Raw genomic sequence first — 13,039 nt, 5'->3', positions numbered from 1 at the left:
TATGTACGCCACCGCGATATCTGGGATCTGCGCTGGCTAAAGCAGCAGGGAGCGAGGGTACGTACTGACTGGGTACGCAATAAAGTGGCTGATTATTTCATTGACGATTACCCGCAAAAACTAGCTACCATGCTGGAACGCCTGCCAGATATTATTAAAGGCGATGCCTTCCGTAACGAAATGGCGCGTTTTATCCCGCAGGACGTACAGGAGCGTACACTGCATAAAGAGAAGTTTTTCGTGTTTTTAACGGCAGAAATCACAGGATTATTGCAGCAGGTACAACGGGATTTTCAGGGTAATTCTGCGCCAGAGTTTTGAAAATTATGGCAGGCGAAGGCACTCAAGGGAATTGAACCGGAGTATCGAACCGAACGGTTTTTTATACGTTTAAAGTCACTGTTTTGATTTACAAGTAAAAATACGGGTCAAACTCCGGGTCTTGACAATTTACCAAAAACAGATTTATGATAATTTTCGATTTAATAGATAGCTAAATGTTCCCGAGTCCGACACCACTATTTAGAAAAACCAGCCTACGGGCTGGTTTTTTGCTTTCTGGGAATACAGGCTATTCATTAAACGTCGTGCGATTATTCGCTCCGTTTAATGCTTTGTTTCAACAACGCATAACGATTGAGAAGCTGATTCAGGCGCATATCAAGCTGCTGATATAAAGCTGGCGATATACTCCCTTGTGTTTTCAATTCCACGTCCATTTTACGCAGTAATTCTTCTGGCGGCGGCGTTTCATCAAGTTGACGGCGAATAGCAAAAATCGCGGACTTCAATTCCGAACCGGTTAAATATTTCCCCTTACGCTCATCAAGCGCATTTAGCTGGGCAGTTAACGTCTCCAGCCCCAGCTGTGCATGATGCCAGTTCTGTAATGCGCCATCTGGCAACGCTTCGGTAGCCCACTGTTTATATAATCCGCTGACGAGCTCAGCAGCCTGTGCTTCTTCTGGCCACAGAGTAGCTGTCTGCTGCGCGATCGCTGAGGCATATTCCCTTGACCACAAAGGTTGCTGGTGATGTAAAACATCGAGCTGCTTCTGCGTAGAAGCCAAAACATTCTGTTTTTTCTCATCCAGGCCTGAAGATTGCTTCAAGACCGACAACTGTGCAGGCGTCAGTGACATCGGTAACGGTTGTACCACGTCATACTGCGAAGCCTGCATAACGTTGATCCCCCAAACAATACCAACACTCACCACCGCGGTGAACAGCACGCCAGTCGCAAAACCCTGCCACAGCTGTCGGCGCCCGGAAGAAATATGAGTGGTAAAACCTGCAGTATTCACTTGCTCGGATGGTGCAGTTTCATTGACCACAAATACCAGTTGAGGTAAGGAATTCGAGATATTATTAACCGTAACAGCGCGCATTTCTTTATGCTCGCCAGAGGCAGGTGCGGATGCCATCACGACTGCGGCTCCCGACTCTGCTTCAGACGTCTCCAGTCGCAAAGCCGCATTGTGCATCCAGGCAACAACGGTTTCCAGTTTGCTTAACGCCTTCAATTCAAGGCGTTGCAATACTTCACAGGCCTGTTTCAAACTTTTTTCAACCCGATACACCGTCGCGAGATCAGCATATGACAGCGTCAATGTACGCAATTCTTGCTGTAGTCGGGTCGACAGCCAGGCCAGTATGTCAATGCGCGCATGGGTTTGTTGCGGCCATATTGTAGTCCAGTGATACGTGAGTAAAGCTTCAAGGAGTTCGCAACCTTCAGCAAGCCCTATAAGATCCGCATTACGTATTCTGGCGACGGTATACCAGGCAAGGGTTTGTAGTTCGATCCCATTGTTACGGAACAACGCCAGGCTTAACTGCTCAACCTTTTGCCAGTCGACATCCGGACGCGCAGGGTGCGTCAGCTTGTTGATTTCATCCCGCAGCAACCCAAACTCTGCGAAAGTACGCGGATCGCTGCCCGTACTGATTCGGTTTTTATCCATGTTAATAAACTCCAGAATCAAGCCAACCCTGCCTTTTTAAGTGACGAATCAGTACCCGCCCCTCAGGGGTAAAATCTGTGCCATAGCGAACAATGCCAAGATCATGAAGTTCAGCATCGATGGAATAACGTAAATGCCCCGGCGCTTCCTGTTCCTGCATCGTGACCTGAATACCTTTGAGCCGTGGCTCATACTTCAGCAATACCTGAGAAAGCGTGCCGATAAGTTGGTGGGCTGTCCCCGGCATACCCTGGAGGATCTTCGTCATATCTGGCAGGCCGTAGTCGGGGAGATGCTTGAGGCTGCCAGCGCGAGTGTTCAGAATGCGTTGCATATTGTCCAGAACTGACAGAATGACCTGTGTGTTTTCGCTGACCGCCTGCAAAGGCAGCCCCCCCTCGAAATTCCCGAGTAAAATGTCATACAGAGAAGGTTGTCTGACCATTATTCGTCCTCCAGTGGCATGAGCGCCAGTCCCTGAGTTTTCAATTCAATAATCCGCGCCTTATCAGGATCAAGGTCCTCACGGCTTAATACTACTCGCCATGAATCTTCAGATTGTTCGGGAGAAATAAACATGCCTGCTACAGCGATATATTGTGCTTCTGTTTCTAGTGGAATATCGAGCGTAACGCTTTCCCCCGGACGGACTCTGATATCTTTTTGTGCCACTAAATCTGCTTTCACCACAGTGCTATCCTCTGCAAATAATGACTGATAATTTGCAGAATCAAATGCCTTACGATCCTTTAGTTGATAAATACGTACAACCGTTGAAAGTGCAATACCCTGCGCATTTTTATTTACCGCTTCTCTTGCCAGAAAATCTAAATGCAGCGTTTTTATTTCCTTATAAAAAATTGACTTAGTTAATGATACCGTGCTTTCAGATACCGTTTGCGTCAAACCACATCCGGTTAGTAAACTGGCTATTCCGGTTATTACGGCAACGTTAATAGCGATAATCGCCAGTCTCATCGGCTTCCCTCCGCTGAATATTTTGTTTAAGACTCTGCCAGAGTCCAAGTTTAATGGTTATAAGTTGATTCATTGCTTCTGCGTTATTCGTATTATCCAGCCGCATCACCGCTGTACGACCGAGCTGTACGGCTCGTTCACTTTTGCTACTGGTCAGTTGAGCATCCGCAAGTGCCGAGCGAGGAATGCGTAATTGCAGCCTCGCGTTTACTCTGGCACCTAAATAAACATGCATTAGCGCTAAAAAATCACCGTTTAGCTGACCACCAGGTAGCCAGTTACGTATCTCCTCGCGATTATCCGTGGTCAGCGTAATCAGCACCTGACTGTTAACATCCACGGCGCTTTGTCCCATCACTGGGCGGGAATAGAGGCTAACAGGTTGTCGTGAGCGCATTGTTAACGCCTTATCCAGCAAGATGACTCGCTTATCATGAGGCGTCACGGTCACCTTCGTTGTAGGCGAGAGTAAATACACCAGCGCGGCGATGCCTTCCTGCGTGCGCGTCGGCATTCTCATTATTCCCAACAAAGCCAGAAAACGAGAGACCGGCGTACCTGTTTGCGTTGCACAACCTCGGATCCCCAGCCCCGTCAACCCGAGCAAATACTGTGACGTCTCATCCGTACCTCCGGGACGAAAAGTCGCTGGATAGCTGTATTTACGCCAGATACGGTAAAATTGCGCAATTAAACGATGATTGAAAATATCCAGGAATTCAGCGGCAACATCCGAACCCTCCTGCCTTTGGGCAATATCATCCAGATAGGTTGTCGGCAGAGGTGATTCCACACCATAAAGCCCCATAAAGGTGATGCGAACCGTGGGCGGAAACATTGTTTGCTCAGGATGATATTCGGCACTTTTTAGCTCTCCCGCCGGAAATCCCATCCCAGGATGAGGGCGAAAGCGAATGACATCATACCGTGGACTCTGCTGGCTTCCCGGGCAGGGCATGTGCGGATTCCACTGCTCCAGTAACTGGCAGAAGCGATAAAAGTTTGTTCGCGGTAGCTTTTCGCCAAGCGTATTTAGCAACCGGGCAGTCGCTGATTGTGATTCTCTTTCCATCGCAAGCTTTTCCCTGCCGGCTGAATGATTAAAGTAAGCTGATTAAACAAATGAATATCCGCGTACAATGCAAAAAAACGGTTAAGCATTTCGCCAAACAGATGAATATCACCCTCGCCTGTAAATCCGTTCTCATCAAGCGTGACTTCAATATCTACACCGCGAAGCAAAAAACCTTTTTCAAAGCGCTGCATCTCATGCTGTTGGACATCCATAATGGCATCCAGACGACGGTAATTAAGTTCATCATCCTGCCAGTTATAGAGAGATAACGTTCCCTTGAGCACGTCTGCGCTGGCCATCATATTCAGAAAACTGGATCCTAAATGGCTCAATACTCGCCAGTGAAAGCGGTCCTCGGCAGGCGGATAAGCAGGCAAGGTCGGCTTACACAGATTGCGTACCGCAAGCGGCGTCTGGAGAATTTGTTCACATCGATTAAGCAAAGCGCTCTGCAAAGCCCGCCGAGGTAATTGACCGTTGGTCCCGGTCACTTTCAATGACAACGTTTCGTGTTCCGCGATACGCTCTTGCTCCCAGGCATCGCCTCCCAAAATCAACCATGTGTCATAGAGGCCCGCCACGCCACGTCTGACGCGGGTATGGTAATAACGCTCCGGTGCGTTACGGTGCATTAGTCCCCCTTTATGGCGGAAGCTAGTGAACGGAACATAGACAGCGCTACGCGTTCGTTGCGACCCCGAAACTGCATCCACAGAGTAGATTTCGGTATGCCCATCCTGCAATCTTCGCGGACGCAATAAATATTCACTTTCTAACCCATTAACGACCAACGGGTCAGCCTCCATGGTGAATAAATTAATAACCGGCACACAATGCAAACGTATATTTTCGCTGCTTACCGGAAGTTCAGAATCCCATTGTTGATTAAGCACTACTTCTATTTCAAATTCATTTATCCCTGCTGGAAAAGTTATCTCATCCAGACCATTAAGATGGACAAACATAAATTTTTCACGAAAAGTAAAATATTCAAGCAATAGCTGCCAGCCGCCAAAAACAGTATCCCCCTTCGGCCAAAGACAATCTTCCTCGGTAAATCCTCCAGGTGAAAAATAGCCATCCAGTCGAATACGTTCAGAGTTGCCAGGTAATCTTAGATGGAGAGAGGCCTGGCGTTTTGTTAATGCCAGATGCAGGGCATGTGTTACCGGAGCGTCACCGCACAAGTAGAGACTCAGATTTTTAACATCAGTTTGTGACCAATCCATCTGGGGATTACAGGTAAATCGGATACGAATAACAGAACGACCGTCAGGTTCAGCATCCAGATTTACCGCCGTGATACGCAGCGGATTAAGCGCAACCGGTTGTGTGGTGCGGTACTGGCAAACTGTTTTCTTAGGGCCAACTGGTTGAGAGAGTACGCCAAATCCCGCACTCACCCGTTCATTCATTTTCAGTACATTAATGTCGGGCAAAAGCTCAACAATGCTTAAAGAAGGAATAGTACGTAAATAATGTGGCCACAGCAGGCTCATCAAACCTTCGGTAAACTCAGGAAGATGATCGTCAATTTTGGCGCGGAGCCGCCCCATGGAAAATGCAAAACCTTCAAATAATCGTTCAACATAGGGATCGGGTATTCCTGCTTTGTCCAGATCCAACATAGCGGCCCGATCCGGATGCGCCTGAGCAAACTCTTTTGCTGCTTCCCTTAAATAACGCATTTCCGCATCATAATAACGCAGAGTTAAATCTTCCATTTCACCGTTCGCTTATTCTGTTTCTGTTTTTGCTTCAGCCGCATAAGACGGCTGCCCTGGCGGGATCGATGGCGATCAATCCGGACAACAGTGCGTCCATTTCTTGCGCCAGACGGGTTTTATCACTTTCACTACGGTTGGCTTTTAAACGCAGTAATTTCAGGCGTCTCGCTTTTACTTCAAACAACAGTTCAGGTTCCCACTGTTCGAGGATAAGAGACTGCGCTGCCGTATTTAGCTCCCCAAGCAAATGCAGCGCGAGATCATTGCGGCCGCATTGTTCAGTCAGGCGAGCCATCAACAGTTGGCGCAGCCAGCGCTGGCGAACCGAAATAATACCGGGCCGAGCCTGAAGCCAGGCAAGCGCCGCCTCAATCCCTTCGCTATCGGCTAGCGCCAGAGCCTCGCTTTCCAGTAGCAAAATATCGTCGTCAGCCCCGGCAGAAACCGCCGTGATGTTCTCTGTCTGCCAGTCACTCTCCTGCATAACATCACGGGTTATCCATTCGCGGGTAACATCATCGGCAAAGGGAGTACCGTCGTTAAATGCCAGCGTTTCCAGACCCGGCATTCGATGCAGCAGCATCTTCAGATCGCTGATGACAATTTCAGAATATTTATCCCACGGCGTACCTGCCCGACTGACCGCCTGATGAAGATACCACTGCACATCCAGCCAGAAGTGGTTAACCCCCTCAGCAAATAAACTGTCCGTTAACTCAATCAGCTCTGTCCAACTTTGTTGCAAGTACAGACGCTTGAGCTGGGCTCGGTAATCACTCTTTGGGGGTATCAGACGCGTACGCCCTGCGCCATCGGGCGGTGGAAGTTGACAGACCGTATCCAGCCGCACGCTTTTCATCAAATGATGCGCCGCCAGCCAACCGTCGGGTTGATCGCGGAGATATTTCGCCAGCACTCGCGTCTGCTCAAGCAGTTCTCGTCCGGAAGCAATACTTTTGAGCGCTGGCGCTTCTGCGCTTTGTCGACCCGACTGGACCCCGATGTTTTGCGGTACCAGTGTCTGAGCACCGCCTGATTGCACCAGACGATTCTCCAGGGCGCTATACAGCGCTCCGAGTCCAGGGCGAAGGTTCTCCTCCCGCAGGCTAAACAGCTGCTGCAGTAATATCAGCGCACCGGTAATTCGTTGCGCATCGGGTCGTGAGACTTCAGGGTAACGTGCCAGACTATCCAGCATCCGTCCGCCAGCCAGCCATTCAAGAGCCGCCTTATGGCTGTTAGCTCTTAAAGGATGCAGGTTATCGCCATAACGTTGCATCAGACCTGCCAGTAAGGTCAGGCCATCGGCGAGGCCAGGCTCACCATCCCGATGCAAACGAGCCCATGTGTAATAGGTTACGACGCGAACATCCTTACTGGTGGTGGTCAGAAGCTTTTCTGCCAGCGCAATGATGAGATCGGTTTGTGCGCCGGAGAGTTTATTGACCTCTTCTCTCATACGCTGAAAATCATCATCATAACCAGGATCTTCGCCGCCAGGACTCACCTCGGAAATCGGCAGTAGCCAGTTCTGCCAAAGCACAGTCTGCGCTTGCGCCTGTTCCATCAACCGCTGTTGTTCATCTGACGAAGTCATACTGGCTGCCAGGAGACGATTCAGGGCGCTCATTCTTGTTCCTCTGATGAAGTCTGACTGCTTATAACAAAAATATTCTCGGGTAACTCAAAATCGCGTAGCTGGAGTAATGCAAGCGGACCATCACCGGCTTCCGTTCTCAGCGTATAGTTCAGCGGAAGGCCATCCTGGGCAGTCCAGCGCAGGTTAAAGCCACTGTTAACCCCTGCATTATCGGTAATCTCCGCTTTCTCAAGCAGCCTTATCCAGCCCCAGGTTCCTGGATTATCGGAGTAGATTCGGGTCCCCGTTTTCGTGCTCACCCAGCTTAAGGTTGCGCCCGATGCTTCTGTATCCGCCGGCCAGACAATGTTTTTCCATATCGGCATCTGATTGACGTAGGTGAGTTTCTGACCGTCAATCACCAGATCGGTTTGCATGACATCACGCGCGGTTCCGGGGCGTAGCTCAAAACGTAAACCGGCTTCACCACGGGTAAATGCCACATCCGCAAGCTGGCTTAGCGTATCCATCGTCTCAAGAAATACCGGATCAAATACCAGCCCCTGCGCATTCACCGTATCAGGAACCCAGTGGCTGCCCTGTTTATGCAGTACACCGCTTAAGTGACTTTCGAGAAACTGCGGGATCCGACCGTTATCATTGCGCAAATATTGGGCCAGCAGCGGCAACGAGACCTCACTTCCTACGTCACTAAACGGGTAACGTCCGCCAAATGCATTGTTCCAGTCATTAACAATCAGCGCCTTCCACTGCGCGTTCAGCCCGGCTGCCGTCGGCTGCAAAACCTGCTGCCATGACTGCTCCAGCGGCTGGACAAACAAGGTTTGACCAAACCCACTCCATGCCTGCCCTAAACTCGCAGCCACCAGATTGCCATAGTCACGCGTGGTGGTGAGATCGACGGTTTTCCCCTGAAATACCGTTTGTGCCAGCGCCTGGCTCATGCCCTGCGGATCGGCGGCATTGGTCACCTGCTGGAGTTTCAGCCGTACCTGGGTAACCCGCGTCAGATAGGTTTGCAGACTCAGATGGCTGAGATCCTGCCCACCTGATTTATCGTCCATCAAGGCGAGAACCGGCGAGAACGTGTCCGCCATGGGGCCGTCTTCGCGCGCATGCTGATCAATCGTCTGGTTCTCTTTGGTTTTAAACAGATCTTTTGCTGACTTCACCAGTGAGTCCGACAACGCTTCTCCGGTGAATCCGGTACGCCCTTGTACTGAAAGTGTGTTCATTAGCGCAACCAGAGGCGATTGACGAACATCGGCAATCAACGTCAGTTGATCGATAGCATCACTCAAAGTCTGGCTACGCTTCCAGCGCAGACTGTTGAGGAAATCCTGCCAGTTCCCGGCAAAGTCAGTGAAATAACGCTCGCTAAGGCGCGCTTTTAGCGCCTCCGGGGAGAGCGGATCGCTTGCGGAATGCGTATCATCACCCAGCACCTGATCCACTTCTTCCCGGCGGTTATTCACTACTTTTTCTATCGCCGGCAATACTTCCTCTTCCCAGGCTTTACGGGTATATACGCCAGCAATCGTACTTCGGGTATAAAATACGCTCTCCGCACGGGTGTCACCGGTCATGTCCTCCAGACGAAGAGCAGTGTAATGCGGAGTCACCTGCTCAATAATTTTTTGATACAGTGCAGCCTCACCGTTGCGGATCCCCATCTGACGAATTAACAGCGTACGCACCTGGCTAATAAGATTTTTATCCGCCGCCAGCGTCCATTCAGGATGCGCAGGCAGATTTTGCCCCCAGAATCGCCACAGCCCAGGCCCTACGCCCTGCCATGATGCCTGTGACATCCCTGACCGCTCAGGCCAGTCTTTCATCAACGTCTGGCTAAAAAATGACGCCTCCATCTGCTCTGGCCGGGAAAGCATCAAGTACATTTTCAGCTGGTTGTAGGCATTCTTCGCCCGCCCGGCGAACTGAGGGCTGTCTGGCGCGAGCCGGGTTAATGCCGTGAGTTCCTGAGTAAGATGCTTTGCGGCTTCATCACGCAAGAGCGGGATAGCGATACGCGCATAACTCGGCCACAGCGCATCCAACAACGCATCGTTCTGGCTTAAGCCAAAGCGGTAATACCACGGAACCCCATTCTGCTGGCGCCAGCGCAGTTTACCAGGCGTTTGCTGCAGCGCGGACAGCGCCGAAAGGCGCTCAGCGAGCGGTTTATCCTGACCGGCAGCCAGCTTAGCTTGATCCCGGCTTTCCACCACCAGGCTGCGGTTAGCCAGAAATGAGACCACCATTCCCGCGCCCCACAGCAACATTAGACCGGCAGTACCGACTGCAAGCACACGCATCCCTGAACGGCCTGTGCGCTGTGCCTTTAGTTCAGCAGGTAATGCGGGGAGTGAATCAAGCAGCGCACGCCAGCGATCATCACCCGTCCAGGCATGTACCACTCGCGACGTAGTACCTTCTACAGACAGGCTAAAAATCACACCTGCCAGCGGGAGGGCGCGATGAGCGCTGAAAAAAGTCGTTAGCGAATCGCTAATGGCTGCGGCGCTATGCGTCAGCAAATTAGCCATTTTCAGTAAGAAGTTATCGCGAATATTTAGCGTGAGCTGCTGCGTTCCCTGCTGCGCCAGTTGTGAAGCCAACGAGGTAAGCTGCAAGCGACATAATGCCGGGGTACATCCCGGTGACAACAAACAGGTTGCGGACTGAGCATCTACCCCATCATGTGCAGAGTGAGTACCATGCAGCGACCAGAGATATAACGGAATACGCCAGCGAAGCGTGGTAAAAATAGCCTGAAGATGGCGAGCAACGTCGTCCATCTGTTGTGCTGCTAAGGGAGTGATGGGATCGGTGTGAACCAGCACATCCTGTTGCTGGAAGTGGTTACCCACCCATACCGCCCCATCCAGTGGGCGTCGATGCAGCTTGCGTATCGCATTGAACAAGGTGACATCCGGCGTTTCAGCCAGATCTCCCCCCCAAATTAACACCACACCATCACCTTCAGCCCAGCGCTGAGAGGTGAGTTTAGGCACCAGTTGATCAACCTGAGAGGCATCCCCCATCACCAGCAGGATGCGGGTTTTGGCGCGCCAGCGACGACCGTAATTCTCTTTAAGTGTAGAATGGATGTTAATGAATATATTACTATCTAATGCGGTGGTCGTATTATTTCCCACATTTGCCTTATCAGATGATTTCCATGGCATAAAAAAATAAACAATTGATTTATATTTTAACAATGGAACGTACGATATCAGCACTGATTTCAGCGCATTCATCTGCCATAATTTAAAAATATAACACAGCGCTAATAAAACAGTTGTAACGACGATTATCCTTGTTGTTTGGGACTCCACCCCCAAATACTCTCCGTAATAAAAAAGCACTACGTAACATATCAAACCAACGACAACCAAAATACATAGCCAACCAAATAGCCGCAACAAGGTAGACTTATTCATATATCTATTCCTGATTTCTGATTTTTTTAACCCTCGACAATATAATCTTTCCATTCGATTCCGAGAATATTAGATCCACAGCACTCACATTTTTTCCATTCAATAAAGAAAACATCAACATCATCCAGATATCAAACTCTCCGTGAATGCCAATATATAACTCTGCATAATATTGCTCAAGGTTGTTATTGTGTTCATTAAGAAGAACTGCCACCTTGGCCACATCTTTTTTATCGCTATACTTTCCTATCAACAAATTGTCAATTATCCCAACCTTGGCCTGATAAAAAATAAGATCGTTAAGGTCGTTGAACAGTTCACCTTCATTCGTAGAGATAGACCTATATAACCTTGCTTTCTCAACACTATTATTCTGATTAACTAACACCGGCGGAGCGAAAAGAAAAGCACACATCCCATCCCCCGTTCTATGGTGATTATCTTTGATATCCGTTGATTTTTCCCCTACAATAATTAACCTGAATTTATCCTCCGTAACGCTTAGCCATTCATTAATATTTAATACATAATCGTGCAAGATAAATTCACTGTTTTTAATTATGTCTTCAGAGAGCCCAAGTCGTTTCCAGGCCAATAAAAAAGGCTGCCATGCTGAAATCCCTGACATCTGACCAATAATAAAGTTAATAACTAAACCTTTTTCAGAAGTAATCTCAATTAATCTGGCTCTCATGGGAGCCAATAACTCATGGAATAAAACAGTATAATCGATTGATTCTGAAAAATGTAACGCCCTGGTTCCAATGGCGTTGAACTCATTGACTTCAAGTAAATGGGGTATTTGCGATTCTTCGGGAAAGAGATAGCTGTAATCTACAATGCTTATATAATCAGACGCCCATTCAGACCACTCATAATCAATATTAGAACTTTCCGTTGATATCAACTCATTTCGTTCAAGAGACACACCAAGTTGAAATAATCGAAGTCCTATATATATAATAAACGCCATAAAAACACTTAACGATATTGCGAAAGCATAATAAAAATAATCACTATTATGAGTAATATAATAAAAAAGAGTAAACAGCAGGTAAATCATTATTAACAATGAGAAAAAAACACCACTATCACGCCCCCACCGAATAGAAGGTATAGGTTGTACTTTCTTTTTAACCGGGATATTCCAACTCATTTTAACTTACCAAATTCCGCTACAGGGAAGAGTTGAAATAACATAACAACCGCATTGACACATGCATTTATGCACAGCCACTGGTTTTCCATCTGAGATCCACTCTGTAGAACCCTGAATTATTTTATTTACTCCATGAAATGGAATAGGGCATATAACAGTGTCATCAAGCAATGCGACGCCTAAACCATCGATAATTATCGTTGACGAAACTGAAATTACTTTACCACCACTACTTAATGGATCATTGAGTCTGACTAAACCTAAAAACATAAATCCTCACTGTAAAACAACATAACTATCCAGATTTATTTTTTGAAAAAACAAAAAATTATCCAGCATATTTATATAATAAGATAAAGATCAGATAATAACATCTCACCTGGTAATAAATTTTAGCTTTAAAATTAAATCCACAAATAAAAATCGTCTAATAGTAATAGAACCACCATCCTGATGTCATTACCCGCACAGATTTTCCATTTTTTTTGAATTCTTTTATTCTTCTGCGTTTTAATCTGCGCAAATCAATATTGGTCACATTCTCCCAGCCAGCAACAGTCAATATCTCTTCCGTCAGCTGTTCTTTCGGAAAAGGATGTCGTCGCCAGATTGTCCATATTGCGGGAAGAATATACAGAAAGGTTCCCGTAACCAAAAAGATCATTATCACTTGCAGTAATCCTTCACTAAGGACCCAATCTTCTTTATACGAACCCACTATCAGCAGCAGAATAGCCAGAATCTCCCAGCCAGCAACAGTCAATATCTCTTCCGTCAGCTGTTCTTTCGGAAAAGGATGTCGTCGCCAGATTGTCCATATTGCGGGAAGAATATACAGAAAGGTTCCCATGGTCAGAAACATCGTTACCCCACTCACTATTTTTTCAGTAACAACCCAGCCGTCCTGGTAAATAAACACTACCAACATCGTAATAATTAACAAAATAACGATCGAAATGGGGACTTTCATCGCGTCTATTCGTGCCCGTCGTATTCCCTGGTAACACCACGGCGGCATGGTCAGCGAGCGTGCATGTGGCCGGATAAGGGCATATACCAGATACTCCTCTCCCACCGGCGCGGCAATCAGCTC

9 protein-coding genes and 2 pseudogenes are annotated in these 13,039 nt (G+C 48.1%); 1 reads left to right on the top strand and 10 read right to left on the bottom strand.

Features of this window, described 5'->3' with window-relative positions:
- A pseudogene (locus tag FDW98_RS15990) lies at positions 1-321 on the top strand (nucleotidyl transferase AbiEii/AbiGii toxin family protein); the annotation flags it as partial.
- Positions 322-593: 272 nt separating this feature from the next.
- Here the strand turns inward: FDW98_RS15990 and FDW98_RS15985 are convergent.
- The 10 genes and pseudogenes from FDW98_RS15985 to FDW98_RS23685 form a co-directional block, all read right to left on the bottom strand.
- Positions 594-1,964, bottom strand: a complete 1,371-nt coding sequence (locus FDW98_RS15985) for a VasL domain-containing protein (RefSeq protein ID WP_096755713.1) — start codon at positions 1,962-1,964, stop codon at positions 594-596.
- 1 nt (position 1,965) lies between these two features.
- On the bottom strand, positions 1,966-2,409 hold the full coding sequence (gene tssE / locus FDW98_RS15980) for a type VI secretion system baseplate subunit TssE (protein ID WP_096755712.1): 444 nt from the start codon (positions 2,407-2,409) through the stop codon (positions 1,966-1,968).
- On the bottom strand, positions 2,409-2,942 hold the full coding sequence (tssJ, locus tag FDW98_RS15975; RefSeq protein WP_096755711.1) for a type VI secretion system lipoprotein TssJ: 534 nt from the start codon (positions 2,940-2,942) through the stop codon (positions 2,409-2,411). The genes tssE and tssJ overlap by 1 nt, the downstream gene beginning before the upstream one ends.
- Complete coding sequence (tssG, locus tag FDW98_RS15970) at positions 2,917-4,014, bottom strand: type VI secretion system baseplate subunit TssG (protein WP_096755710.1); 1,098 nt, start codon at positions 4,012-4,014, stop codon at positions 2,917-2,919. The genes tssJ and tssG overlap by 26 nt, the downstream gene beginning before the upstream one ends.
- Positions 3,975-5,741 (bottom strand): type VI secretion system baseplate subunit TssF, encoded by a 1,767-nt coding sequence (gene tssF / locus FDW98_RS15965; RefSeq protein WP_096755709.1) that lies wholly within the window; start codon positions 5,739-5,741, stop codon positions 3,975-3,977. The genes tssG and tssF overlap by 40 nt, the downstream gene beginning before the upstream one ends.
- Before the next feature lie 34 nt (positions 5,742-5,775).
- On the bottom strand, positions 5,776-7,374 hold the full coding sequence (gene tssA / locus FDW98_RS15960; protein ID WP_096755708.1) for a type VI secretion system protein TssA: 1,599 nt from the start codon (positions 7,372-7,374) through the stop codon (positions 5,776-5,778).
- Positions 7,371-10,787, bottom strand: coding sequence for an ImcF-related family protein (locus FDW98_RS15955; protein ID WP_137398882.1), 3,417 nt, complete (start codon positions 10,785-10,787; stop codon positions 7,371-7,373). Before FDW98_RS15955 ends, tssA begins: the two co-directional genes overlap by 4 nt.
- A 4-nt stretch (positions 10,788-10,791) precedes the next feature.
- Positions 10,792-11,943, bottom strand: a complete 1,152-nt coding sequence (locus FDW98_RS15950) for a hypothetical protein (RefSeq protein ID WP_096755706.1) — start codon at positions 11,941-11,943, stop codon at positions 10,792-10,794.
- Between the two features lie 6 nt (positions 11,944-11,949).
- Positions 11,950-12,216: a PAAR domain-containing protein gene (locus tag FDW98_RS15945; RefSeq protein WP_096755705.1), complete on the bottom strand. Its 267-nt coding sequence runs from the start codon at positions 12,214-12,216 to the stop codon at positions 11,950-11,952.
- Positions 12,217-12,373: 157 nt separating this feature from the next.
- Positions 12,374-13,039 (bottom strand): annotated as a pseudogene (locus FDW98_RS23685) (hypothetical protein); the annotation flags it as partial.

This window comes from Citrobacter sp. wls711, assembly GCF_005281055.1.
GTDB classification, from domain to species: Bacteria; Pseudomonadota; Gammaproteobacteria; order Enterobacterales; family Enterobacteriaceae; genus Citrobacter; species Citrobacter gillenii.
The sequence above is the reverse complement of the archived record's forward strand: the minus strand, read 5'-3'. Positions and strand labels throughout refer to the sequence as shown.

Bases quoted from the DNA above. Each gene is read 5' to 3' on its own strand.
- FDW98_RS15985 (WP_096755713.1), bottom strand. From the start codon at position 1,964: ATGGATAAAAACCGAATCAGTACGGGCAGCGATCCGCGTACTTTCGCA.
- tssE (WP_096755712.1), bottom strand. From the start codon at position 2,409: ATGGTCAGACAACCTTCTCTGTATGACATTTTACTCGGGAATTTCGAG.
- tssJ (WP_096755711.1), bottom strand. From the start codon at position 2,942: ATGAGACTGGCGATTATCGCTATTAACGTTGCCGTAATAACCGGAATA.
- tssG (WP_096755710.1), bottom strand. From the start codon at position 4,014: ATGGAAAGAGAATCACAATCAGCGACTGCCCGGTTGCTAAATACGCTT.
- tssF (WP_096755709.1), bottom strand. From the start codon at position 5,741: ATGGAAGATTTAACTCTGCGTTATTATGATGCGGAAATGCGTTATTTA.
- tssA (WP_096755708.1), bottom strand. From the start codon at position 7,374: ATGAGCGCCCTGAATCGTCTCCTGGCAGCCAGTATGACTTCGTCAGAT.
- FDW98_RS15955 (WP_137398882.1), bottom strand. From the start codon at position 10,787: ATGAATAAGTCTACCTTGTTGCGGCTATTTGGTTGGCTATGTATTTTG.
- FDW98_RS15950 (WP_096755706.1), bottom strand. From the start codon at position 11,943: ATGAGTTGGAATATCCCGGTTAAAAAGAAAGTACAACCTATACCTTCT.
- FDW98_RS15945 (WP_096755705.1), bottom strand. From the start codon at position 12,216: ATGTTTTTAGGTTTAGTCAGACTCAATGATCCATTAAGTAGTGGTGGT.